We start from the raw sequence: 23,815 nt of genomic DNA on the forward strand, positions 1-23,815 counted from the left end.
CATACAATATGTACAAGTTTCATAAGAGGACACGACATTTATGCTATAGAAACAAAGAGTAAACATATTTTGTATACAAAATAAAAAAGACCTTGTATTACAAGGCCTTTTGCAAACTCACTTTATTTTGTAGCAAATACATATTATAATACAAACCTTGCTCACTTAATAATTCTTGATGTGTCCCTCTCTCTACTATCTCTCCATCATGCATCACAAAAATTTGATCCGCATCTTGAATTGTAGATAACCTATGCGCAATGGCTATCGTCGTTCTACCTTTTCGCATTTGTTGCAACGCTGTTTGAATAGCCTCTTCTGTTTCTGTATCGATATTAGCTGTTGCTTCATCTAATACTAATACTTTCGGATTCGTTGCTATCGTTCTAGCGAAAGCAATTAATTGTCGTTGACCGCTTGAAAATGCTGCACCTCTTTCTACTACTTCTGTTTCATACTGTTTTGGTAACTTTTCAATAAACGTATTCGCTTGCACAAATCGAGCAGCTTCTTTTACTTCTTCATCCGTAATTTCTTCATTATACATACGAATATTTTGCTTTACATTTCCAGCAAATAAAAATGCATCTTGCAATACGAGTCCTATTTTCTTTCTAATCTCTCGTTCTTCAAATTTTTCTAAATCTACACCGTCTATTACAATATTTCCTGACTTAATATTATAAAATCGCATTAACAAATTCATAATCGTACTTTTTCCGCTACCAGTATGCCCAACAAAAGCAACCGTTTGCCCTTGTTTCACGTGAAATGATACATTTTTTAAAACGTCACGCTTTCCATCATATGAAAAAGTAACATTTTTAAATTCAATATCTCCATCCACGATTTGAGGATTCTCATTACCTTTTTGAACCGGTGCTAAATCTTTCTCGTCCATTAAATGAAATACACGTGATGACGAAACAAGTGCCTGTTGGAAGAAGGACAATTTCATCATCATCTCATTTACAGGTTGGAAGAAACGATGTATATAGTTAACAAAAGCATATAAAACTCCTACTTCAACAGGGCTCTTTAAAGCATCAATCCCAAATAAACCTAGTACTAACGCAATAGCTACAATATGTACTAAATCCGTAGCTGGTCGTAAAAGTAATGCGTCTAACTTCAAAGTACGTCGCCCTGCACTATAATGTTTATTATTCACTTCTTCAAACTCTTTTCTCATACGTTTTTCTTGTCTGAACACTTGAACAATATTCATTCCTTGTATAGACTCGTTCAACTTTGCATTTAACACGCTTAGTTGATTACGTACTTCTAAATAAAAAGCTGCACTTTTCCGGCGATATAATACCATAATCGCAAACATTATCGGAATTAATACGAGAGAAAATAGCGCTAATTTTACATCTAATAAAAACATCGCTACTAAAATACCTACTAAAAAGACTACATTTTTTACAAATGTTGATAATACACTGACATAAAAATCTTTAATCGCTTCCGTATCATTTGTTATACGCGATACAAGTGTACCAATCGGCGTACGATCAAAGAAACTTAATGACAGCTTTTGAACATGTTCATATACTTCAACTCGCATATCTTGAACAATCTTAAAAGCAATGTTCTGAAAGTACAATAGATTTAAATACGTAAATAGTACTTTTAATAAATGAGCAACTATGTAAATTACAAATAAAGTAACGAGCGCTGATCGTTCAAAATCCCGCGGTACTAGGTGTTCATCGAGGAATTGTTTAATTAAAAAAGGACCCATCATTTCCGTTACTGTCGCACCAACTAAAAAGATAAATGCTAAAGATAGTAACCCTTTATATGGCTTCATATAGGAAAGCAATCTACTTAAATCACTTCGCTTCTTCTCTACCATCATACGCCTCCTTTCTCGACTAAAGCTTCTAATTGCTGGCTTTCATACATTTCCTTATACCAGCCGTTTTCCTTCATTAATTCCTCATGTGTACCTCTTTGTACAATTCTACCTTCATCAACAACAAGAATAAGATTGGCATGCTGAATTGCACTTAATCGGTGTGCAGTAATAATCGTCGTTTTCCCTGCTCTCTCCCTCTTTAAGGCACTTAAAATCGTCTCTTCTGTTTTTGCATCTACCGCTGATAAACAATCATCCAAAATTAAAATTTCAGCATTTGTTAATAAAGCACGAGCAATAGAGATTCGCTGTTTTTGACCACCAGATAACGAAACACCTCTTTCCCCTACTACTGTTTCATATCCTTCTGAAAATTGGAGGATGTCATTATGAATACAAGCAGTCTCTGCTGCTTGGGTAATTTCATTATATGTAGCATCCGCCTTTCCAAAGGCAATATTCTCGCCAATACTTGCTGAAAATAAAAAATGATCTTGCGGCACGTATGAAATGGCAGAACGGACACCATGAAGTGTTATATCTCGAATATCTCGCTCCCCAATTTTTAATTCACCATTAAAATGATCATACTCACGGATTAAACATTTTAATAAAGTCGTTTTCCCTGCGCCTGTACGTCCTACAACTCCTAGCGTTTCGCCCTTCTTCAAATCAAAGTGAATATCGTTTAAATGTAACAATTCATTTTTCTTATACGAAAATGAATCAACGGCAAACAAAACATTACCGCTCGCTATTGTATGTACAGCATTTTCGCTATTTACTACATCTGATTTTTGTGAAAGAATTTTTTCTACACGGTCATATGAAGCACGCCCACGCTCCATAATATTGAATAACCATCCAAACGCTAACATTGGCCAAACGAGGGTACCTAAATATGTCGTAAATGTAACGAGATCACCTACTGTTAATTCACCTCTTACAACTAATACCGATCCGTAACATACTGCGATTAAAAAAGAAAATCCAACGATAAGAGAGATTGTCGGATCAAATAACGAATCAATACGTGCAACTAACACATTTTTATGTACAACATCTTCTGATTTTCTTCGAAACGCCTGTAAATCTTCTTTCTCTTGTCCAAGCGAGCGAATCACTTTCATTCCACTCATACTCTCTTGCACTTTATCATTGATTTCCGAAAACGATTGCTGTGCTTTATGAAACCTTTTATGTAATAAAGTTCCATAATAATTTGTCGAAATAGCTACAATCGGCATTGGAATTAAACTTAATAATGTTAACTTCCAACTAATTGTAAAACCCATCGCTACGAGTACACATCCTCCGACAGCTAATGAGTCAACAAGCGTCAAAACACCTGCTCCAGCAGTTTGCTGGATCGCTTGAATATCATTGGTCGCATGTGCCATTAAATCACCTGTCCGATTTGACTGATAGAAAGATGGACTCATCTTTGTAAAATGTTCATACAAATTTTTTCGTAATTGGCGAGCTAATTTTAATGAAGACCCGAAAATCATAATACGCCATATGTAACGTAATATGTACATCGTAATACCTACAATTACTAATAGTACAACCCATTTTAGTAACTTATCGGTCGTCAATGTTCCATCATTAATTTCATCTACAACGATTCCAATTACTTTTGGTGCTACAAGTTCTAAAAGTGCAACGCCAAACAATAAAATAATTCCAGTTATGTACGCTCGTTTTTCTTGTTTAAAAAACCACGCTAAATTCATAAACACTTTCATTTTTTTCCTCCTCCCTTAAAATGAGCGATGTTTTCAGTTTACCAAAAATACAGAATTTTTAAAAGTTTTAAAAACTATAACTAACAAAAAGAAAGACACTCTTAGCGAGTGTCTTTTAGCGCTTATTTCATTTGTTGCTTGTTCATTGCGCTCATCATTTGATTGATTTTCTTTTGGGAAGGTTTTTGTCCCATTTGCATCATCATCATTTTTAACATTTGTTCGTTAATTGGTGGATTTTTTTGTAAGTAATTCATCATGTATTTGCGGGCAATGAAAAATCCTAACGCCACGCCTGCTACTAGTGCTACTACGCCCACTAGAATACCTAACCAAATTGGCATATATTTTCCTCCTTCATGTTGTCTACCTTACAGTGTACTAAAACCTTTTCAATAAGACAAGATACAATTCGACATTTTTTACACATATGTTCGTACTTGTTTTAGAGGATTCAGCCATCCGTACTTTGTATTTTCATAATCCATAGCTAAAAATGTTAATTCACACTTTCTTAACACCTCAAAGAACGTCGTTTCCATAGAGACATTTCCAGAGGTATTCATACGAATATAGTGCGGTTTCACCATTATTTCGCCGTACTCTGCTCCCGTATAAAGTGTATGTGTATGATGTGTTCTATCATATTTACCAAGAACGCGCAAAGCTTGTTCTAATTTATGATGAATTTTCATTACTTGCAATGGCATCGTTATATACATCATTTGCTTATATAACACTTTTTTCTCCGAAAGGGACCCAGATTCTGAAAATCGAGCAAATAAATCAAAAAACAAATATTCACGACCAAAATAAGCTTTCGCAATATCCTCTTGAATTAAATACAATTCATACGTTTTCATTTTTCCACTCCCAATCTGGACAACCTTTTCTCTTCATTATATATAAGAAAATTTGCAATGATTGTCTGACTGCGGAGAGATAAAAAACTTTTTCTGTCGAAAAAACTCATTTACATAGAAAAACCTCTCCATGCCGGAGAGATTTTTCTGAAATCATTAAAGCATTTCTTTTACTTTACGAACAACGTTCTCTACAGTAAATCCATACTCTTCCATAATCTTCTCACCAGGAGCAGAAGCACCGAATGTATCGATACCTAACACATCTCCTTCAAGACCTACGTAACGGTGCCATCCGAATGTAGCACCCATTTCGATTGCGAAACGTTTTGTTACTGCTTTTGGTAATACAGATTCTTTGTACTCTGCAGTTTGAGCTTCGAAGCGATCCATAGATGGCATGCTGACAACAGCTGCGTCAACGCCGTCTACCGCTAATGCTTTTTGAGCTTCAACAGCTAGGCTTACTTCAGATCCAGTTGCAAGTAAGATTACGTCAGCCGTTTCTTTCTTGCTTGCAGAAACTACATATGCACCTTTTGCTACTTTTTCATACGTATCATCTTTTGCACCTTCTAATGTTGGAAGGTCTTGACGAGTTAATACTAAAGCAGTTGGTTTGTTTGTAGATTCTAAAGCTAGTCTCCAAGCTGCAACAGATTCGTTACCATCAGCAGGACGGATAACAGAAACGTTTGGCATTGCACGAAGCGCTGCTAATTGCTCGATTGGTTCATGTGTTGGACCATCTTCACCAACAGCGATACTGTCATGTGTGAATACATACGTTACTGGCAATTGCATTAATGCTGCAAGGCGAATTGCTGGACGTAAGTAATCAGAGAATACGAAGAACGTACCACCGTAAGTTTTTAAACCACCATGTAGTGCAATACCGTTCATTGCTGCACCCATTGCGAACTCACGTACACCGTACCAAATGTTTTTACCGCTGTAATCATCTCTTGTAAAGTCTTTTTCGTTATTCATGTATGTTTTGTTAGAACCAGCAAGGTCAGCAGATCCACCGAAGAATGATGGTACAGACTCTGCAATTGCATTAATTACAGCACCAGAAGAATTACGAGTTGCTGCTTTTGATCCTAATTCATAAGTTGGTAAGTTTTGCTCCCAACCTTCTGGAAGTTGACCGTTCATTGCTGCTTGGAATTCGTTTGCTAATTCTGGGTATGCTTGTGCATATTCACCTAGCATCGTGTTCCACTCAGCTTGCGCAGTTTCACCAACATCTTGTACTGTTTTACGGAAGTTGTCATATACTTCTTCTGCTACGTGGAAGTCTTGCTCAGCAGTCCAAGCATATGCTTCTTTCGTTAATTTTGTTTCTTCTACACCAAGTGGAGAACCATGTGAAGCTGATTTTCCTGATTTGTTTGGAGAACCGAAACCAATTGTCGTTCTTACTTCAATTAGCGTTGGGCGTTTTTCGTCAGCTTTCGCTTCTTCAATTGCTTTCGCGATTGCTTCAATATCGTTTCCATCCTCAACACGGATTACTTGCCATCCGTATGCTTTGTAACGATCTTCTACACTTTCAGAGAATGAACGATTTAAATCGCCATCTAATGAAATATCGTTTGAATCGTAAAGCACAACAAGACGACCTAATTGTAAATGAGCAGCTAATGAAGATGCTTCAGCAGAAACGCCCTCCATTAAATCTCCATCACCACAAATAGCGTATGTATAATGATCTACTACATTATACGCATCACGGTTATATTTAGCAGCTAAATGTCTTTCAGCCATTGCCATACCTACAGCAGTTGCAATACCTTGTCCAAGTGGACCAGTCGTTGCATCTACACCAGCTGTATGACCGTACTCAGGATGTCCTGGAGTTTTGCTTCCCCATTGACGGAAGTTCTTTAAGTCATCCATTGTTACATCATAACCAGATAGGTGAAGTAGGCTGTATAATAACATTGAACCATGACCTGCAGATAATACGAAACGATCACGGTTAAACCACGTTGGGTTATTTGGATTGTGTTTCATAAATTGAGTCCATAATGTATAAGCCATTGGTGCTGCACCCATTGGCATTCCTGGGTGACCAGAGTTTGCTTTTTCAATCGCATCGATGGATAATGTGCGAATCGTGTTGATAGAAAGTTGTTCGATTGAATGTGACATGCTATTCTTCCCTTCGCTTATATTAGTAAACGTTTTATACATTTATATGATAGCTTCCCACGCAAGATTATACAACATGTATCGACAAATATGTTGATATTTTTTTGATTTTTTATAAAAAAATCAATGTTTCCGGGAATGTATGGGCATTCAATATGACATACTTTTTCATTATTTTTATTTTAAAAAGAAAGGGAATTATCTGTATATTTATACAAATTTCTTCTATACTTACTTTTTTAAATAAGTTTTTAAAAACATAAAAAAAGCATCTAACTTCGATGCTTTTCAAATAAGTTAAACAATCCGTTTCCGAATCGAGCTTGAAATCAAATCAATTATAATTACCATTAAAATAATACCTAATAAAATAATACCAACACGAGACCAATTCCGTGAACTCAGCGCAAAAATTAAAGGTGTACCAATCCCTCCTGCTCCGATAACTCCTAAAATCGCAGCGGATCGTACATTAATTTCAAATCTGTATAACGTATACGATAGAAAATCTGGTAACACTTGCGGTAACACCGCATACCAAAGTATTTGAAAACGATTTGCTCCTGTTGCTAGTAACGCTTCCGTCGGTCCTTTATCTATGTTTTCAATTCCTTCTGAATATAGTTTTCCTAACATTCCAATAGAATGCAATCCTAAGGCTAATACTCCTGCAAAAGAACCTGGACCAACAGCTTTTATAAATAAAAGAGCCATAACTAATTCAGGAAACGTACGAACAAAACTAAGTACAAATTTCCCAAATCCTGAAGTTAATTTTCCACTACTCATATTCGTTGCCGCCCAAAAAGCAAACGGAACAGATAAAAATGCAGAAATAAATGTACCTAATATCGCAATTGCCAACGTATCAATTAATCCATGTAATAAATCTTCACCATCTGGCAAAGATACATACGACCAGTCTGGAGTCAATATCCCTGTCATAATTGCTTTTGTAATTTCTCCCGCCGTTTCCTTTATTCCCTCTAGCGGTACTCCTGAAAAAGCCCATATATAAACAAATGTAAGTGCTATAAAAATAAACGAGCGATACACACTCGGTTTCTTCGGTTTTGGTACGATTATCGTCGTTTTACTCATTATAATTTCTCCCGCAACAATGTACTTACATAATCAATTACCAATACAACAACAAGAGTATAGATGATAATAGATGCAGTTTGTTGATATTGTAAAAATCCAAGTGTACGATCATAATATAGTCCAATACCACCTGCTCCTACTAAACCTAGGACAGCCGCTGCCCGTACATTCACCTCAAATGTATATAGTACATAGGAAACAAAGTGTGCTTTTACTTGTGGAATGACTCCATAAACAATCCATTGCACCTTATTAGCCCCTACAGCTGTCATCGCTTCTAGTGGGCCAGGGTCAATTGATTCAATTGATTCATACAACAATTTCGCCACGAGCCCAATTGAGAAAAAAGTAAGAGCTAAAATACCCGGAAGTGGTCCTATTCCAAAAATAGCTACGAAAATTGCCGCTAATAATAAATCTGGTATCGTTCGAATAAAATTTAAAATCAATCGAGCTGGACTGTATAAAAATGTACTAGTAAACACATTACTTGCCGCAAACAGTGCAAGTGGAATAGCTAAAATCGCTCCTAAAGTCGTCCCAATAATCGCCATACGTATTGTATCTAACATTGCTGTTGTAATAACTTGAAAATAACTCCAATCTGGCGGCACCATTTCTTTTAACAAATCCATTATATTAGGAAAACCAACTACTAGCTTTGAAAATGATGCGTCGACCTGTATACTACTTCCCCACAACAGTACAATGAATAGAATAAACGTTAACATATGTTTTAACTTACTCGGCGGCTTCGGTATCGACTTCGAATATATCGTCACATCATTCATTTAGCTGCCACCTCTAACAATTCACTTTTCTGTGCTACGTCACCATAAATTTCAGCAAACTTTTCATCCGTTGCTGCTTCTACTAAACCATCAAAAACAATTTCGCCTGCATGTAATCCAATAATACGCGTCGCATATTGCCTAGCTAAAGCAATAGAATGTAAGTTTACAATTGTTGTAATTCCAAAATCTTCATTAATTTTCTTTAAATCATCTAATACTTGCTTTGTTGTTAGCGGATCTAACGACGCAACAGGTTCATCTGCCAATATGATTTTTGCTTCTTGCGCCAATGCTCTAGCTATCGATACACGTTGTTGTTGTCCTCCTGATAATTCATCAGCACGTGCATATGCTTTTTCTAAAATATTCACTCTTTTTAACGCTTGAAATGCGAGCTCCACATCCTCTTTCGGAAACAAACCTAACGTTGTACGCAATGTCGAATGATATCCAACACGGCCAGCTAATACATTCTTCAATACTGTTGATCGCTTTACAAGGTTAAAACTTTGAAAGATCATACCAATATCCCGGCGCATACGTCGTAAATCTTTTCCTTTTGCAGCTGTAATAGACTCACATTCAATCATGATTTCGCCTTCTGTAATCTCATGAAGACGATTTACCGATTTTAGAAGTGTAGACTTTCCAGCTCCGGACAGCCCTACCATTACAACAAACTCACCTTTTTGAATTTTCAAGTTTATATTATTCAATCCTTTTGTACCATTTGGATACACTTTGGAGACATTTCGAAATTCTATCACACATCTTACCTACCTTCTATGTATTCAAAACGGCAAACTAACTGAAAACATTCCCTTTCAGCTAGCTGCCATTTCCATATGTATTATTGCGTTTTTACTTTCTTCCCATATTCACGAACGATGTCAAATTTACTATCATCAGATTTAACATATCCTTCATGTGAATATACTTCTTTAATGATTTTGTGACCTTCCTCATTTTTTCCAATTTCAATGAAAGCATCCTGTAATTTCTTGCTCCACTCTTCATCTAAATCAGAACGTACCGAAATCGTATCGTTTGGAATTTTCTCCGTAAATTTCACTATTTTCGTTTGCTCGAATATATTCGGATAATCTTTTTTTACAATATTACGAGCATCTTGGAATACAACAGCTGCATCTACGTCACCATTTAAAAGAGCAATAAGCGACTGATCGTGACCTTTTAATGTAACAGGTTTCACATCTTTTAACGGATCAATTCCCTCTTTTAATAGAACAGCTGCAGGCCATACATACCCTGCTGATGATGTTACATCTTGATAACCAATCTTTTTACCTTTTAAATCTTTTACACTATTTATATTAGAGTCTTTTTTAACAACAAACTCAGATTTATAATAATCTACTAAATCTTTTGTAGGAGCTCCTGTTTCATCCTCTACTCCAAAACGTTGTGCTTGTAAAATTACATTTGCAGCCTTCTTTTCATGTGCTAATACGTACGCTGTTGGCGGTAAAAATCCTACATCTACTTGTTTAGATGCCATCGCTTCTACAATTGTATTGTAGTTCGTTGAAATACTAACTTTTACAGGAATATTTAATTTATCACTTAATAGCTTTTCCAATGGTTTTGCCTTCGCCTCTAACGTATCTGCATTTTGAGAAGGAACAAATTGAACATTTAAAGTCTTCGGTACATACCCTTTTTTCGTATCTTCATTTTTACTTGCACTTGATTCCTTCGTTCCACAGCCACTTAATAATCCCGCTGCTAGTACAACTGTTGTGCTCATTGCAAAAACTTTTTTCAACATATTAATGCCTCCATTTTTCATTGTTATAAAATAACCTTTCATAAACATGAAGAAATATATCACATATTTTTACAAATAATTGATTATTTACAGAATCTTTACATATTCTATACACTCACATTAAAATTCTCTTCACATATTTGATATGATGAATTGGAAGATAACAATAGAAAAGGTGAGTCATATTGGAACAAAATCAAACTGTAACTTTAAACATCTTATTAACAAGCGATATACATGGCACTGTTTATCCTATTCACTACCAAGATAACTCCCCAGCAGAACTTGGTTTAGCTAAAATTTCTACTCTTATAAAAAAAGAACGTTCCCAAAATACAAACGTTCTTTTAATTGATAATGGCGACTTTATTCAAGGAACACCATTTACTTATCATTATGTTACATACGAAAAAAACAAAAAAAACCCAATGTCCTTATTAGCGAATTACTTACAGTATGACGCTGCAATTATCGGCAATCATGAGTTTAATTACGGGATGGATATATTAAATAATACTGTGACTACTGCGAACTTCCCGTACCTATCAGCAAACATTTTAGATAAAAACATAAAGAAGCCTTATTTCGGAAAACCTTATATAATCAAACAGATTGAATCCAATATAAAAATTGCTATTTTAGGGGTGACAACGCACTACATTACCAATTGGGAACAACCCCATCACATTACAGACTTACAATTTGAAGATGCATTAGAAACAACGAAAAAGTGGGTTTCTTACATTCGCAAACATGAGAAACCAGATTTACTAGTCGTAGCGTATCACGGGGGAGTTGAACGAGATTTACAAACCGGGGTACCGACTGAAGTTTTAACAGGAGAAAACCAAGGATATGCAATGTGCCATGAAATTGAAGACATAGATATTTTATTAACAGGCCACCAGCACCGGGAAATTGCTCACACAATGGCTAACGGTGTAACAATTTTACAGACCGGATGTAATGGACATTCAGTTGGAAAAGTAAAAATAACATTCGAAAAAACAAAACATAAATGGGTTAAAAAAGAGAGTTCTTCTGAATTATTATCTGTACAAGGAGTTGAGGCTGACCAAGATGTACTTTCATTGGTAGCCGATTACGAAGAGAAAACACAAAAGTGGCTTGATCAACCTATTGGAATCATTCAGGGGGATATGCAAATTTCAGATGCTATGCAAACTCGTTTGCATGATCATCCTTTTATCGAATTCATAAATAAAATACAGATGGATATAGCTAATGTATCAATTTCTTGTACAAGTTTGTTCCATAATACATCTCCAGGTTTCCCGGAACATGTAACAATGCGTGACATCGTTTCTAATTATATTTATCCAAACACATTAAAAGTAATTAGAATAACTGGAGCGGAGATAAAAAATGCTCTTGAACTCTCTGCTTCTTATTTCACATTAAAAACAGATGGATCCATCACCGTAAGTCCTACCTACATAGAACCAAAGCCACAACATTATAATTATGATATGTGGGAAGGGATTTCATACGTATTAAACATTTCAAAACCAATTGGTGAAAGAGTAGAATCTTTACAGCATAACAGTGCTCCTCTTAATATGAATGAAGAATATGACGTTGTAATGAATAATTATCGTGCAAGTGGCGGGGGAAATTTCTTTATGTTTCAAAACAAACCGGTAGTAAAAGATATACCCACAGATATGTCTGAACTTATCGCTAATTATATATTGGAACATAAAACGATAGAAGCAACAGTTAATAACAACTGGAAAGTTATTAAATAACGATTTTTACATATAAAAAAGATGGGCTTCGCCCATCTTTTAATTTAATTTTGCATTATCTTGCTTTTTTAAAGCTTTTAATTTCGTCGGTGTAACATCTGTACCTTCTTCGTTAACAACTTTAATACCTTTAAGTTCGTTTAACATATTTTGACGAAATCCTTTTAAATATTGTTCACGTAGCGATTGACGCTCACGTTGCTCTTCTTCAGTTAAACCTTCAGCTTTTGCTTTTTTCGCTAAGAAGTTAATGCGTTCAACGAGTTCGTGATTAATCATCTCGAATCCCCCTTCTAATCAAAACTGATTATTATCATACAATAGTTACTCTTCTTTATCAAGCAATTGCTTCGTATACTCTACATATCTACGATGTACAGTCGCCTTTGAAACATTATGACCAAATCCACGTAATGTTGCTGCAATTTCTTCAAACGTGAGTTCACTTTTTCGCAAACGTACAATTTCCTCAATTGGCACTTCTTTTTTCTCTCTTCCTACACTTAAATGACGATTTTTTAAATTTTTTTCTGGACGATAACCTTTTTCTACTGCACGTTGCATACCTCGTTTAATTTTCAAATTATGAATCTTTCTTTGATATTCTTCAACAATACCAATAATATCTAATACCATTGAATCAGAATCCGACAATTGTAATTCACCATTATGTGTATGCGTATATACTTTTATGCCTTCTTTATGTAAACAATGCATTAACGCGATCTTCGCATTTCCTCTACCAAGACGCGTTTCATCTTGTATAAGTAACACATCAATTTGTTCGTCTCGAATTGTATCCAGCACCTCTAATATACCGTCACGTTCAATTGTATATCCACTAGCCTTCTCTTCAATCACCTTAGTAACATTCATTTGATAGCGCTCAGCTAAATGCAATAATTCATCTTTTTGACGTAATAATGATGTTTCTTGCGCTTCTTTCGTTGTACTCACACGTGCATAAATAATTGCATTCATTTTGAACCCCTCTTTCTCCCTATTATTTCCCTATAGTGTAACATAAATCCGCCATTTGTTCGAACTTATGTTTGTAGAATGTTTTTTCACATGTTATACTTATTAATAAGAAAAATGAAAGAAAACGAGGTGTTAGAAAACATGGAAAAGTTAACGAAACGCCAGCAAGACATTCTCGACTTTATTAAGCTAAAAGTACAAGAAAAAGGATATCCACCTTCCGTACGTGAAATTGGTCAAGCAGTCGGCCTCGCTTCTAGTTCTACAGTGCACGGACATTTATCACGATTAGAAGAAAAAGGATACATTCGACGCGATCCAACAAAACCACGTGCCATTGAAATTTTAGGTGAAGACCGAATGGATACGGAAACACAATCTGTTATTCAAGTTCCAATTGTCGGAAAAGTCACTGCTGGTTTACCAATTACAGCGGTCGAAAGCGTAGAAGAACATTTCCCACTTCCAGCTAGTATTGTTGCTGGAGCAGACAAAGTGTTCATGTTACGTATTTCTGGAGATAGTATGATTGAAGCTGGTATTTTCGATGGAGATTTAGTTGTTGTTCGCCAACAGCAGTCTGCATATAATGGTGAAATTGTAGTCGCTTTAACAGAGGATAACGAAGCAACAGTTAAACGTTTCTATAAAGAAAAAGACCATTTCCGTCTACAACCAGAAAACTCTTCATTAGAACCTATCATTTTAAAACAAGTGTCAGTTATCGGGAAAGTAATTGGCGTATATCGTGATTTACATTAAAAATAACAAAAAGAAGATAATTACCTTATTTATATACGGTAATTATCTTCTTTTTGTATTTTGATAGATTTCCATGCATTCTATTTCTTATTAACGAGTTTCAATCGTCACATCTCCCGCAGCCGTTTTACCGCTAATCTTTTTACTACCATTTCCAATTGTTACATTTTTATTTTCTTCATTAAAAATTGTTACATCTCCAGCAGCACTTTGCCCAGTAATTACCGCATCTTGTGGTTTTTCCGATAAAGTAATATCTATATCTCCCGCAGTTGAACTTGCTTCTAGATTATACTTAGAATCATGATCTTGAATATTTATTTCCCCACTTGTTGTTTTTGCGGTCACTTTCCCTAATACCTTCTTAAAGTTCACCTCACCAGCTTTTGTCGATCCCTCCACATTCTTAGCCGTTACTTGTTTCAACTCTACTTCTCCAGCAAGTGTTCTAACACTTACGCTATCACTTTTCACATCACTCATTTCGATTTGTCCAGCAGATGAATTTACTTTTATATCTTGGTAAGAGCGTTCGGGCACAAGGAGAGTCAATTTAGACGTTTGAAACCTAAAATTGTAAAAAGAAAAATCAAATGAAGCACCTTTTTCTCTTTCCCCAATAATTTTTAATGTGTCACCATCTTCTGCGATACGAATCTCTTGTTTACGTACATCTCCCGATTGCTTTACATAAAAAGAAGAGTCAGGAGATTTTTGGACAATAATATCCCCGGCATCTAACTTAACTTCTATATTTTTTAATGTTTCGTTTTTAATTACATTTTCTTTATCGCCTTTTTCAGCAGTTTGTACTGCTTTTTCATATGTTTGGGAAATTCCTATTATTCCAATAATGATACAAGCGATAGCGATTAAAAATAGTTTTTTCATCATTTACTCTCCTTTTATCATTTTGAAGTTCCATATTACATATCGTACACACAATCTCTTAAACCACTTTGTACTATAAAAAGCGATAATACATAACAATAAACCTACCCCAACAAACGTTATACTAACGAAAAGATCCAACCATATAAAAGTACCCATAAATACTTTTCCAATAACGAAAAATGGTGTTACTACACTAGCAATACCACCGATCCAAAAAGAAAATATAAAAGCAATAATTGCGACTAACGGGCCTAACACAATAATAAAATTAAACAAACTAAGTCCAATCGCTGCCATAACAGCTCTTGTCACATTTGAAGTCGATGGATTTTTTTTCATTTCATCGAAGCGATACATCGCAAGTAATTCTTTCGTGATTACTTTCGGAGAACCAAGGCCCTGTATTATTTCCGATTCAGTTTTCCCCTCCTCTAGTCCAAACTGAAAGTGCTCTTCATAATCCAATAAAATATCTTGCCTCTCTTCCTCTGGTAACTTTCTAAGATAACTTGATAATTCTTTAAGAAACCCTTCTTTACTCATCCCATTCCACCCCTTCAATAATTTCTTGTACCCCTTTCGCAAAATCACGCCATTCTGTTACTAACAAATGAAATTGCGTCTCCCCTTGCTCTGTTAATTGATAATATTTACGAGGTGGCCCTTCCGTAGATTCCTTTAAATACGTTTGAAAATACCCTTCTTTCGTCAAACGACGTAATAAAGGGTATACTGACCCTTCCGATATTAAAAATTTATTAGAAATTTGCTGAACAAGTTCATAACCGTAACTATCTTTACGTTTTACAAGTGCTAATACACAAAGTTCAAGCACACCTTTTTTAAACTGAACGTTCAAGTGCCATCCTCCTTTCCTATCTTAGTACTGTTCAATACACGGTACCTGTTTTATCCATAATATACCACTTAGTATTATTTATTGCAAGGTACTAAACTATATTTATTCCCTAAATTTAGAAAATTAACTAACGAAATCCTGAATAAGACTATGTTATAACTAAGCAGCATTCAAAGTTTCATTTCATTTACATTAATATTAGACTTCATTCACTCTTTCCTCTTGAAAAATCCACCACAACCTTATTCACTATAGCTAATGAGAAAAAGCCCCAATACTTATCGGTATTAGGGCTTTTTCTCATTAGCTATATATGAATCGAATTCCTATTTGAGAACCTGCATATGCGACAAATACTTTAATACCATATTTTATTTCTCATCATCGTTCCCCAAGATTTTTCGCTTAACATCTGATAAATCCTTCGACAACGAACTAAATGCTTTTGCTTGTTCTTCAATGACCTGTTGATTTTTTTCAATAACTTTTTGATATTGTTCTTCGCGCTGTTCATTCTTTTTTTGCGTAGTAAACAGCATCCATACAAATAAAGCTGCGAATGCTCCTTGTTGAATCATTGAATTGAAGATTTGTTCTTCCATCGTTCTCATCTCCTTTTCAAAAATTAAAGAGAATCATACGAGTGATCCTACTCTCATATCCTTATCTCACATTAAAATGTTCTTCTTTTACCCATGTGTTTTGCCCAATATCGATATAACCATCTTTTCTTGCAAAAATCCCATATGGATAAGATCCATCCACATTTCCTTTATAATTACCATTTGGACCATCATATGTGTTAATGCCATAACCTGCGGGATATTTTGAGTAAGCATGGAACCACTCTACTTCAAAGTGTTCTTCTTTCGCCCACGCTTCCCAACCTAGACATAACATATTTTCATTCCCACCATACCAAGCAGCATCTATAATTAAATATGGCATTTTTGTATTAATGACATGACCTGTGAACCAAGCACCTTTTCCAGGACCACTATATAAATTGATGCCCCATCCTTCTGGGTATTTAGACGTTGCAATTCCCAGTCCTTTTGGTTGTAGTGGTTTATTATTATCTTCATTAAATGCTTTGTTTATCTTCTCAATGAATTGATCCACTCTTCCTTCATCGAGCATTCGATGTGGGCAATGCTTTCCACTCCACGATTTATGTGTACGTACATTACTAATCGGTATATTGAATTGTTTCATTAACTGAGCAATAACAATTGCTGCATTATCCTCCGCCTTGTAATATCTATCCCCACCGCTTAGAGAATAGCAAATTTCCACTCCGATAGATTTACGATTACCATTTCCGTTACCATCACCTGCATGCCAAGCATTACGATCAAACGGAATACCTTGTACTGCTTCTTTGTCATCTACTGCAACATGAAACGACACTGAATTATTATTCCCAATCATATACGATATCTCATTTTCTGCTGATGCATCATTGTACGTATTATGTACTGTGATGAATTCTGGTGTCATTGTATTGGGACACTTTATACCATATTTACTTGGATCCACTAATTTTTTTCTAATTTCCATTACTGATTATCTCCTTTTTTATTTTTTATCATTTAAAATTCCACTGAATTATTAAGTACATCTAGAAACTAAATCCTCAGACAGGCCATATTCTATATAATGGGTTATGGTCCTCACATTCAAAAAAAAGAAAAAGAGCAACTTTTCACATCAGTTGCTCTTTCAAAAATCGCACTCTATATTCCGCCCAGCATTTTACAGATATTACTCTAATCTCAAGAGGTATGATAACAAGTTTTTTCATCCTACTTAATACATGCTGATTTAAAGATATTATCTTACATTAAAATGCTCTTCTTTTACCCATGTGTTTTGTCCAATATCAATGTAACCATCTTTTCTCGCAAAAACACCATATGGATAAGATCCATCCACATTTCCTTTATAATTTCCATTTGGACCATCATATGTGTTAATACCATAACCTGCTGGATATTTTGAGTAAGCGTGGAACCACTGCACTTCAAAGTGTTCTTCTTTTGCCCAGGCTTCCCAACCTAAGCAAAGCATATTTTCATTCCCGCCATACCAAGCAGCATCTATAATTAAATATGGCATTTTTGTATTAATGACATGACCTGTAAACCAAGCATCTTTTCCAGGACCACTATATAAATTAATGCCCCATCCTTCTGGGTATTTAGACGTTGCAATTCCCAGCCCTTTTGGTTGTAGCGGTTTATCAGAAGGGTCAGTTGTACCACCACCGTCTCCTTTTCCTAAGTAGTCTAATGGATTCACAGCATTACTCTTATTGATGTTCCAAGACCCTTTATGCAATTCAAAATGCAAGTGTTGACCACTAGAATCCCCTGTGTTCCCCATAACCCCAATAGTTTGTCCTTGTGTAACATAATCACCTTCTTTTACTGTTCGAGAACCGCTACGCATATGGGCATATACTGTTTCCCATGTAACCCCATCAATAGTGTGCACAATCATAATACATTCACCATAACTGGATGAAATATAAGAACGACTAACTCGTCCGCTAGCTGCTGCATAAATTGGATGATAGCCCGATTCAGCAAGATCTATCCCATGATGATCTGGTCTGCTCCCCCGAAATCCACTTGTTACTCTCGTTGTATCTGTTGGATAAATAAATTTTGCCATAATAATCTTCCTTTCTATTCATACGTAATATAAAAAGGCACTTAAAAAAGCACCCTTTTATATTTTTTCTATATATTAAAATTTATAATTTTAAATCAAATAATAAAAAACTTTGTTATTACCTTACATTAAAATGCTCTTCTTTTACCCATGTGTTTTGTCCAATATCAATGTAACCATCTTTTCTCGCAAAAACACCATATGGATAAGATCCATCCACATTTCCTTTATAATTTCCATTTGGACCATCATATGTGTTAATACCATAACCTGCTGGATATTTTGAGTAAGCGTGGAACCACTGCACTTCAAAGTGTTCTTCTTTTGCCCAGGCTTCCCAACCTAAGCAAAGCATATTTTCATTCCCGCCATACCAAGCAGCATCTATAATTAAATATGGCATTTTTGTATTAATGACATGACCTGTAAACCAAGCATCTTTTCCAGGACCACTATATAAATTAATGCCCCATCCTTCTGGGTATTTAGACGTTGCAATTCCCAGCCCTTTTGGTTGTAACGGCTTATTGTCACCGCCACCAGTTCCTCCATCAAAATCTACATATTGTTTAACAATTTCAGAGTAGAAGAAATTCCCCCCGTTTTTATATCGATAACCACCATTGTAGGCAACAGCGATAGGGTTACTATATTTCACCATAGCACCGGTCGTATTTCCAAGTGATGGCGCAACAACCGTTTTAGAATACAGATCTGCCACCGGTAATGAATGCTGTTTATTGTTAGATGCTAACCAGCGAAGGTAAGCTCGTCCAAAATTATATGATTGAACAATGGCACTTAAATCTGTAATGCCATTTTTCTTCGCATCATCAAAAGCACCCTTTAAATGCTTCACTCCGTAATAAATTGAATCTTTCGGGTTTTTAATTGTATTCATTGCCCACCCTTGTGATTCACTGGATTGCATAATATCAGGTGTCGTTTCAGAATTCCCTCCACTTTCCACCATAATAATTCCAAGCACGTAAGGAACTAACTCAGGTACACCTTGTGCAGAACATTCGCTTTCTACCATTGATTGCCAACGTAACACCTGTTGTGGCAAATTCTTTGTTTTGACTGAAGCAGCTAATAAACTCATCATTAAACATCTCCTTATTTTTCTATTATTTTCGCCTGTAAAACTACTACTTTACTAAATATAACTAGAAGCTAAAGACCTATTAATCCATCAAATCACTTCATATTACTCACCTTCTTTCACACCAAAAAGAGCAACCATAAAAATAGTTGCCCTTTCGTCGAAATCTTATATTACTACTATAAATCACTTTTTCAATACTTTCTGTACACTGCATGTATCCTACAAAAAGGTAACACTAAAATCCATCTAAAAACTTGACAATCTTCCTTATTTCAGCATGTTTTCGGCGTATATAGCCTGTACTATAATGTAATTCAAACGCAATTTGCTCTAAAGTCATTCCATCAACATATTTCATTTTAAGTATTTGATGATCCAGTCCTGTAAACTTATTAATCAAAAGCTTTAAATCATACTCTTCATTCATTTTATGAGCTAATTCATATTCAATTGCTTCAATCCGCCCTTCTACCTTAGCCCCTTCCGATTCAGCGGTTAATCGTACATTTTGCAAATCACCGCTAATCCAACGCTTCAATTCGGCTTTTGATTTATCTAAGTTGTATTCTAAATAAGCAATTTCTTCTTCTAACTTCTTATAATCTTTGAGCCATTCGAACACTTACTGATTCACCCACTTCCGTTCTTTTTACAAAGTCTCTTAATACTAATTTAATAGCATGAATATGCTTATTAGCCTTTTCAATCTTTATTGCTTGTAAATCATCTAGCATTTTTTCTTATGACCTATATTTATTTAACACTTCTTGTAATCTCTCACGCTCTTCATCAGTAGACTGCACGGTTTTTCTTTCCTCTTCCAGATTTGTTGATTCATCATCTTTATATAACCAATCGGGTACAATCTCTTTTCTATTTGAATACTTCCTACCTGTCCCGTTATATTTCTTTTTCTTGCTCATTTCGAAACGTCTATCTAGTATAGCCACATCAACTAATGTTTTAACTTCTTGCTCCTTCCAATTCCTCAATATAGCCTTAATGTAGTTCCATCTTGGCGCATTCTCATCAACAGCTTTATTAATTGCATGCTGAATTAACTCCCCACTAAACAAATTACAAAAGCTCCCCAACTCTGCAATTGCAATTTCACTTAACGGAATGCCCATCCCCTTAATAAAGTTACAACTTACTTTAACCCTCTCATTGATGAATACACGAGATTCTAATTTATCCATATCATCATAATCATTATTATTTCGTTTATTAGTATTTAGTCTATTAGTATTTAGTAGTTTCTGATTTTCCTCATATGGCTTTACCACATCTTGGTTTTCCATTTGTGGCATGTCCCTTTGTGGCGTTTCGTAAATTTCCGTATCCCACCTTGTAATTTTTTTCGTATTCCCATCACGAACAGGATAACGTTTTACATAACCTAATTCTTTTAATTCCTTAAAACCTGTACGGAGCGAATCTTCTCCATCCTTAGCATGTCGAGCTAATTCACTAATATGAAAAGTCCAATCGTCTGGTAATGTAAGCGCATAGGCTAAGATTCCTTTCGCTTTCCATGACAACCTTTCATCTTTTAAACCAGTATTATTTATAACGGAATAATTACTATCTTTTTTCACTCGAATAATCCCCATACTAGCCACCTCATAAATTCTCAAAAACGGTATTCAATGTTATACTTATCTAGAGATATTTTTTCTTATAGAATCCGCTGCAACGGATTCTTTTCTTATGCATTCATTCAAAACAATCATGCTATCCATATCTATTTTCTTCTAAACCTCTCTTATTCCTCAAGTTCAACATCCACTTGAATTTCGATATTCATTGGAATTTCTTGTGTTATACGAATCACATTTTGACTCATTCCTTTTTGAATAAGCTTTCTAACCTGCTCTTTTGCATCTTCTTTTGTTTTAAATTCACTGACAGTTGGTAACCCTGCTAAACTGCTAGTAATTACTAAAATCTTTCTTTGCATGTTCTTTCCTCCTACTGAATGTCTGCCATATTTATTTGTGAGTTTTTAACTGTAATTTCTTCATTTAAAACAGTTGGAATTGAATATTCTTCATTAATCATTTGTATTGCTCTATCCAAATGATAACGTTTAATAGCTTTATAACTATTCACACCAAATTCCCGATGTAACTGACTATAAATATCTCTATATAACTTCCTTCTAAGGCCGATATCCTGATAAGAATTTGAATTTTTACCTCCCAATAACATAACACCTAAGCTTTTTACAGCCCTTGTTATCTCTTCACACTCGATAGCATAAAGCGGCGTATTTTCTCGCAAACCCTTCACCTCAGACTTTATCTCTTGTATCTGCTGAGTATGTCCTTCTAACGCAGCAAATGTTAACTTTAAAACCCCCATTGGGTCCTTTGGCACATTTTTTTGATTTTGTATATATTGCTTCATTCGTTTGAACTCTTTCATAAATTTAATTTTCATTCCAACCGCTTCTCTACTGGTATATCCCATAACAAGTAACGTGAATGCTTCTTCTGTTAAATCATATTTAGGGATTCGCCTATTCTTTGAATTAAAATAAGTGGACTCATGAAAATTTTCTCCTCCAAACTCTTCACCTACATATACAATTTGTTTTCGAACTTCCTTCAAAACGTCGAAGTGATTTTTTTTGAATATCTTCGCAATTACCAAACTATCCGTTACTACTTTGCCATTAACTTCAAATACTAATGAACTATGTACTGATGAGTCAATTAATTGCCCCATCCTCATCTCCTCCTCACTACTAATTTTGGACTATCTTTATTGCATTGAGATAATTTCGCACTACGCATAATTCTTTACTTTCTTTTTACAAATTAACTAGTTATCAGAATTTAAATTAAATACTTTGATATGAACCCTCTTATTAAATCATCATTCAATAATTCGATTATAGGGTTACATTTTAAGTAAATTTCCTCCGATTTCAATTCGCTTCATTTTCTTCAAATTCAAAAAGATATTCCAAACTATGTTCTGGAAAAAAAGTTTTCTTAATTTCAAAAGCTTCATCATAATAAAAACGAAATTTACCATTTATTTTGTCGCTCACTGTTGCGTGGCGAAGTTTCAGATGCGAAGAAATTTGTGTAATCATAATTCTTTTTCTCGCCATCTCTGCACGCAAATTCGGATACATTTACTCACCACCTGTTTTTTGTACGATATTGCGTTCATTTCCATTTAAATATAAACTCAATTTCGTATTTAGTCAACAAAAAAACGTATTTAAATACTCAATTTCGTATACTTTTCTATTTACTAACAATTTTAGTTAGGTTATGATATATACAGAAATACGCAATATCGTATACATTTTAATAAGAAAGATGGTGAAAGTAATGAAAAAAGCAGAGGTTGTAACACGCTTAATAAAAGAAGCTGGCTATAGTAAAAGAGCCTTCGCCGAAAAAATAGGTCTCCCCCCCACAACACTGCAATCCATGTTATCAAGAGGGATTGGTAAAGCATCTGTTGATAATGTCATAAAAGTTTGTAAGGGATTAGGAATCACTACTGATGATTTAGAAAGACTCGCAACTCAAGAGGACAATACTGTTAAAGAAGAAGTTTCTATTTATGAAACCATCCAAAACGATCAATCAAACATTATTTACATTCCTATCATTGGTTCTGTAGCAGCCGGTACACCCATACTCGCTGAAGAAAATATCGAAGGCTATTTACCCATGCTAAGTACATTTTTAAACAAGCGTAAAAAGTATTTTTATCTTACTGTAAAAGGCACTAGCATGAATCTCGAATTCCCTGATGGTTCTTATGTTTTAGTAGAGGAAACTCCTTATGTTGAAAACGGACAAATTGCTGTTGTAAAAGTCAATGGTTATGATGCTACCGTGAAAAAGATTTCAAAATCCGGAAGCATCATTACTTTAATACCATTGAGTAATGACCCTATCCACGAACCAAAAACTTACGACCTTTCAGCTGAAGATGTAAAAATAATTGGTCGCGTTGTACAGGCAGTAAAGAATTATTAAGTTTTAGCACAAGTGATTAAAAAAGATAAGATCAATTCTTTTGAAAAGATTTTCTTAGTAACATGATTCAAAATAACCAAAAACAATCCATTATCTAGTAGTTAACATATCCAATAACTTCACTAAAAAAGCCCTGATACCGTAGTATCAAGGCTTTTTCATTTCACAAATTATATAAAACTTACGTTTATCTGATAATGTTTTTCTATGATATCACTACTTGTTATTAATTATTGGCTTTTATGTGGTTGTTTTTCATTTTGCAACCACATAAAATTGTAATAATAGGGAATTAAAAAACCCTTGATACTAGTTGTATCAAGGGTTCAAGCCTCTTAGTATAGAGACATATATTGATCGCGTTCCCATTGGTGAACTTGTGTTCTAAATATATCCTCTGGATTCATCAAGTTTTAAATCGCGCCAAAAACGTTGATTTA

The 23,815-nt window shown here is 34.9% G+C and carries 26 protein-coding genes; 3 read left to right on the plus strand and 23 right to left on the minus strand.

Annotated features, from left to right (window positions below; genetic code table 11):
- Nucleotides 1-97: 97 nt before the first annotated feature.
- The 9 genes from MR136_RS26335 to MR136_RS26375 all read right to left on the minus strand — a co-directional run bounded on the left by MR136_RS26335 (nt 98) and on the right by MR136_RS26375 (nt 10,319).
- Nucleotides 98-1,861 carry an ABC transporter ATP-binding protein gene (locus tag MR136_RS26335; protein WP_000229520.1) on the minus strand — a complete coding sequence of 588 codons (1,764 nt, stop codon included), beginning with the start codon at nt 1,859-1,861 and terminating at the stop codon, nt 98-100.
- Nucleotides 1,861-3,612, minus strand: a complete 1,752-nt coding sequence (locus MR136_RS26340) for an ABC transporter ATP-binding protein (protein ID WP_061457612.1) — start codon at nt 3,610-3,612, stop codon at nt 1,861-1,863. Before MR136_RS26340 ends, MR136_RS26335 begins: the two co-directional genes overlap by 1 nt.
- Nucleotides 3,613-3,734: 122 nt before the next feature.
- The gene (locus MR136_RS26345) at nt 3,735-3,956 is read right to left on the minus strand and encodes a YneF family protein (protein ID WP_001123317.1); all 222 of its coding nucleotides are present in this window, start codon (nt 3,954-3,956) and stop codon (nt 3,735-3,737) included.
- 78 nt (nt 3,957-4,034) lie between these two features.
- A complete protein-coding gene (sirA, locus tag MR136_RS26350; protein WP_000860645.1) occupies nt 4,035-4,475 on the minus strand; it encodes a sporulation inhibitor of replication protein SirA in 441 nt (146 codons plus the stop codon).
- Between the two features lie 156 nt (nt 4,476-4,631).
- Nucleotides 4,632-6,632: a transketolase gene (gene tkt / locus MR136_RS26355; RefSeq protein ID WP_000019766.1), complete on the minus strand. Its 2,001-nt coding sequence runs from the start codon at nt 6,630-6,632 to the stop codon at nt 4,632-4,634.
- 297 nt (nt 6,633-6,929) lie between these two features.
- Nucleotides 6,930-7,733: a phosphonate ABC transporter, permease protein PhnE gene (gene phnE, locus MR136_RS26360; protein ID WP_000047897.1), complete on the minus strand. Its 804-nt coding sequence runs from the start codon at nt 7,731-7,733 to the stop codon at nt 6,930-6,932.
- Nucleotides 7,733-8,527, minus strand: a complete 795-nt coding sequence (gene phnE, locus MR136_RS26365) for a phosphonate ABC transporter, permease protein PhnE (protein WP_017673067.1) — start codon at nt 8,525-8,527, stop codon at nt 7,733-7,735. Before phnE (MR136_RS26365) ends, phnE (MR136_RS26360) begins: the two co-directional genes overlap by 1 nt.
- Complete coding sequence (gene phnC, locus MR136_RS26370; RefSeq protein WP_000569244.1) at nt 8,524-9,297, minus strand: phosphonate ABC transporter ATP-binding protein; 774 nt, start codon at nt 9,295-9,297, stop codon at nt 8,524-8,526. Before phnC ends, phnE (MR136_RS26365) begins: the two co-directional genes overlap by 4 nt.
- 83 nt (nt 9,298-9,380) lie before the next feature.
- Complete coding sequence (locus MR136_RS26375) at nt 9,381-10,319, minus strand: phosphate/phosphite/phosphonate ABC transporter substrate-binding protein (RefSeq protein WP_000915065.1); 939 nt, start codon at nt 10,317-10,319, stop codon at nt 9,381-9,383.
- A 185-nt stretch (nt 10,320-10,504) separates the two neighbouring features.
- On the opposite strand from MR136_RS26375, the gene MR136_RS26380 reads away from it, so the two are divergent.
- Complete coding sequence (locus MR136_RS26380) at nt 10,505-12,088, plus strand: bifunctional metallophosphatase/5'-nucleotidase (RefSeq protein ID WP_242259679.1); 1,584 nt, start codon at nt 10,505-10,507, stop codon at nt 12,086-12,088.
- 39 nt (nt 12,089-12,127) lie between these two features.
- Here the strand turns inward: MR136_RS26380 and MR136_RS26385 are convergent, their stop codons facing one another.
- Nucleotides 12,128-12,367: a DUF896 domain-containing protein gene (locus tag MR136_RS26385; protein WP_000607015.1), complete on the minus strand. Its 240-nt coding sequence runs from the start codon at nt 12,365-12,367 to the stop codon at nt 12,128-12,130.
- 45 nt (nt 12,368-12,412) lie between these two features.
- The gene (locus MR136_RS26390; protein WP_061457614.1) at nt 12,413-13,069 is read right to left on the minus strand and encodes a YneB family resolvase-like protein; all 657 of its coding nucleotides are present in this window, start codon (nt 13,067-13,069) and stop codon (nt 12,413-12,415) included.
- Between the two features lie 141 nt (nt 13,070-13,210).
- Between MR136_RS26390 and lexA the strand changes: the two genes are divergently transcribed.
- Nucleotides 13,211-13,831 (plus strand): transcriptional repressor LexA, encoded by a 621-nt coding sequence (gene lexA, locus MR136_RS26395; protein WP_031312119.1) that lies wholly within the window; start codon nt 13,211-13,213, stop codon nt 13,829-13,831.
- A 90-nt stretch (nt 13,832-13,921) separates the two neighbouring features.
- Here lexA and MR136_RS26400 read toward each other — a convergent pair whose 3' ends face one another.
- The 12 genes from MR136_RS26400 to MR136_RS26455 all read right to left on the minus strand — a co-directional run bounded on the left by MR136_RS26400 (nt 13,922) and on the right by MR136_RS26455 (nt 22,513).
- Nucleotides 13,922-14,725 carry a DUF4097 family beta strand repeat-containing protein gene (locus MR136_RS26400; protein WP_031312118.1) on the minus strand — a complete coding sequence of 268 codons (804 nt, stop codon included), beginning with the start codon at nt 14,723-14,725 and terminating at the stop codon, nt 13,922-13,924.
- A complete protein-coding gene (locus tag MR136_RS26405) occupies nt 14,726-15,268 on the minus strand; it encodes a DUF1700 domain-containing protein (RefSeq protein WP_017673064.1) in 543 nt (180 codons plus the stop codon).
- Nucleotides 15,261-15,584: a PadR family transcriptional regulator gene (locus tag MR136_RS26410; RefSeq protein WP_001102628.1), complete on the minus strand. Its 324-nt coding sequence runs from the start codon at nt 15,582-15,584 to the stop codon at nt 15,261-15,263. The genes MR136_RS26405 and MR136_RS26410 overlap by 8 nt, the downstream gene beginning before the upstream one ends.
- Nucleotides 15,585-15,955: 371 nt before the next feature.
- Complete coding sequence (locus MR136_RS26415) at nt 15,956-16,186, minus strand: BhlA/UviB family holin-like peptide (protein WP_000392444.1); 231 nt, start codon at nt 16,184-16,186, stop codon at nt 15,956-15,958.
- Between the two features lie 61 nt (nt 16,187-16,247).
- Complete coding sequence (locus tag MR136_RS26420; RefSeq protein ID WP_000405767.1) at nt 16,248-17,144, minus strand: peptidoglycan recognition protein family protein; 897 nt, start codon at nt 17,142-17,144, stop codon at nt 16,248-16,250.
- Nucleotides 17,145-17,417: 273 nt separating this feature from the next.
- Nucleotides 17,418-18,260, minus strand: coding sequence for a M23 family metallopeptidase (locus MR136_RS26425; RefSeq protein ID WP_001051368.1), 843 nt, complete (start codon nt 18,258-18,260; stop codon nt 17,418-17,420).
- Between the two features lie 118 nt (nt 18,261-18,378).
- On the minus strand, nt 18,379-19,365 hold the full coding sequence (locus tag MR136_RS26430; protein WP_033692154.1) for a lysozyme family protein: 987 nt from the start codon (nt 19,363-19,365) through the stop codon (nt 18,379-18,381).
- 238 nt (nt 19,366-19,603) lie between these two features.
- Nucleotides 19,604-19,990, minus strand: coding sequence for a DUF1492 domain-containing protein (locus MR136_RS26435; RefSeq protein WP_000464425.1), 387 nt, complete (start codon nt 19,988-19,990; stop codon nt 19,604-19,606).
- A 118-nt stretch (nt 19,991-20,108) separates the two neighbouring features.
- Nucleotides 20,109-20,981: a DnaD domain protein gene (locus MR136_RS26440; protein WP_000511420.1), complete on the minus strand. Its 873-nt coding sequence runs from the start codon at nt 20,979-20,981 to the stop codon at nt 20,109-20,111.
- Between the two features lie 152 nt (nt 20,982-21,133).
- A complete protein-coding gene (locus MR136_RS26445) occupies nt 21,134-21,328 on the minus strand; it encodes a hypothetical protein (RefSeq protein ID WP_001189065.1) in 195 nt (64 codons plus the stop codon).
- Between the two features lie 11 nt (nt 21,329-21,339).
- Nucleotides 21,340-22,098 (minus strand): ORF6C domain-containing protein, encoded by a 759-nt coding sequence (locus MR136_RS26450; RefSeq protein ID WP_061457618.1) that lies wholly within the window; start codon nt 22,096-22,098, stop codon nt 21,340-21,342.
- 202 nt (nt 22,099-22,300) lie between these two features.
- Nucleotides 22,301-22,513: a hypothetical protein gene (locus MR136_RS26455; protein WP_000283431.1), complete on the minus strand. Its 213-nt coding sequence runs from the start codon at nt 22,511-22,513 to the stop codon at nt 22,301-22,303.
- A 202-nt stretch (nt 22,514-22,715) separates the two neighbouring features.
- Between MR136_RS26455 and MR136_RS26460 the strand changes: the two genes are divergently transcribed.
- On the plus strand, nt 22,716-23,375 hold the full coding sequence (locus MR136_RS26460) for a LexA family protein (RefSeq protein ID WP_011110319.1): 660 nt from the start codon (nt 22,716-22,718) through the stop codon (nt 23,373-23,375).
- The last annotated feature ends 440 nt before the right edge of the window (nt 23,376-23,815 follow it).

This window comes from Bacillus cereus group sp. BfR-BA-01311, from assembly GCF_022664295.1.
Taxonomy (GTDB): Bacteria; Bacillota; Bacilli; order Bacillales; family Bacillaceae_G; genus Bacillus_A; species Bacillus_A cereus.

Coding starts and splice junctions, on each gene's coding strand:
- MR136_RS26335 (WP_000229520.1), bottom strand. CDS start 1,861: ATGGTAGAGAAGAAGCGAAGTGATTTAAGTAGATTGCTTTCCTATATG.
- MR136_RS26340 (WP_061457612.1), bottom strand. CDS start 3,612: ATGAAAGTGTTTATGAATTTAGCGTGGTTTTTTAAACAAGAAAAACGA.
- MR136_RS26345 (WP_001123317.1), bottom strand. CDS start 3,956: ATGCCAATTTGGTTAGGTATTCTAGTGGGCGTAGTAGCACTAGTAGCA.
- sirA (WP_000860645.1), bottom strand. CDS start 4,475: ATGAAAACGTATGAATTGTATTTAATTCAAGAGGATATTGCGAAAGCT.
- tkt (WP_000019766.1), bottom strand. CDS start 6,632: ATGTCACATTCAATCGAACAACTTTCTATCAACACGATTCGCACATTA.
- phnE (WP_000047897.1), bottom strand. CDS start 7,733: ATGAGTAAAACGACGATAATCGTACCAAAACCGAAGAAACCGAGTGTG.
- phnE (WP_017673067.1), bottom strand. CDS start 8,527: ATGAATGATGTGACGATATATTCGAAGTCGATACCGAAGCCGCCGAGT.
- MR136_RS26375 (WP_000915065.1), bottom strand. CDS start 10,319: ATGTTGAAAAAAGTTTTTGCAATGAGCACAACAGTTGTACTAGCAGCG.
- MR136_RS26385 (WP_000607015.1), bottom strand. CDS start 12,367: ATGATTAATCACGAACTCGTTGAACGCATTAACTTCTTAGCGAAAAAA.
- MR136_RS26390 (WP_061457614.1), bottom strand. CDS start 13,069: ATGAATGCAATTATTTATGCACGTGTGAGTACAACGAAAGAAGCGCAA.
- lexA (WP_031312119.1), top strand. CDS start 13,211: ATGGAAAAGTTAACGAAACGCCAGCAAGACATTCTCGACTTTATTAAG.
- MR136_RS26400 (WP_031312118.1), bottom strand. CDS start 14,725: ATGATGAAAAAACTATTTTTAATCGCTATCGCTTGTATCATTATTGGA.
- MR136_RS26405 (WP_017673064.1), bottom strand. CDS start 15,268: ATGAGTAAAGAAGGGTTTCTTAAAGAATTATCAAGTTATCTTAGAAAG.
- MR136_RS26415 (WP_000392444.1), bottom strand. CDS start 16,186: ATGGAAGAACAAATCTTCAATTCAATGATTCAACAAGGAGCATTCGCA.
- MR136_RS26420 (WP_000405767.1), bottom strand. CDS start 17,144: ATGGAAATTAGAAAAAAATTAGTGGATCCAAGTAAATATGGTATAAAG.
- MR136_RS26425 (WP_001051368.1), bottom strand. CDS start 18,260: ATGGCAAAATTTATTTATCCAACAGATACAACGAGAGTAACAAGTGGA.
- MR136_RS26430 (WP_033692154.1), bottom strand. CDS start 19,365: ATGAGTTTATTAGCTGCTTCAGTCAAAACAAAGAATTTGCCACAACAG.
- MR136_RS26440 (WP_000511420.1), bottom strand. CDS start 20,981: ATGGGGATTATTCGAGTGAAAAAAGATAGTAATTATTCCGTTATAAAT.
- MR136_RS26445 (WP_001189065.1), bottom strand. CDS start 21,328: ATGCAAAGAAAGATTTTAGTAATTACTAGCAGTTTAGCAGGGTTACCA.
- MR136_RS26450 (WP_061457618.1), bottom strand. CDS start 22,098: ATGGGGCAATTAATTGACTCATCAGTACATAGTTCATTAGTATTTGAA.
- MR136_RS26455 (WP_000283431.1), bottom strand. CDS start 22,513: ATGTATCCGAATTTGCGTGCAGAGATGGCGAGAAAAAGAATTATGATT.
- MR136_RS26460 (WP_011110319.1), top strand. CDS start 22,716: ATGAAAAAAGCAGAGGTTGTAACACGCTTAATAAAAGAAGCTGGCTAT.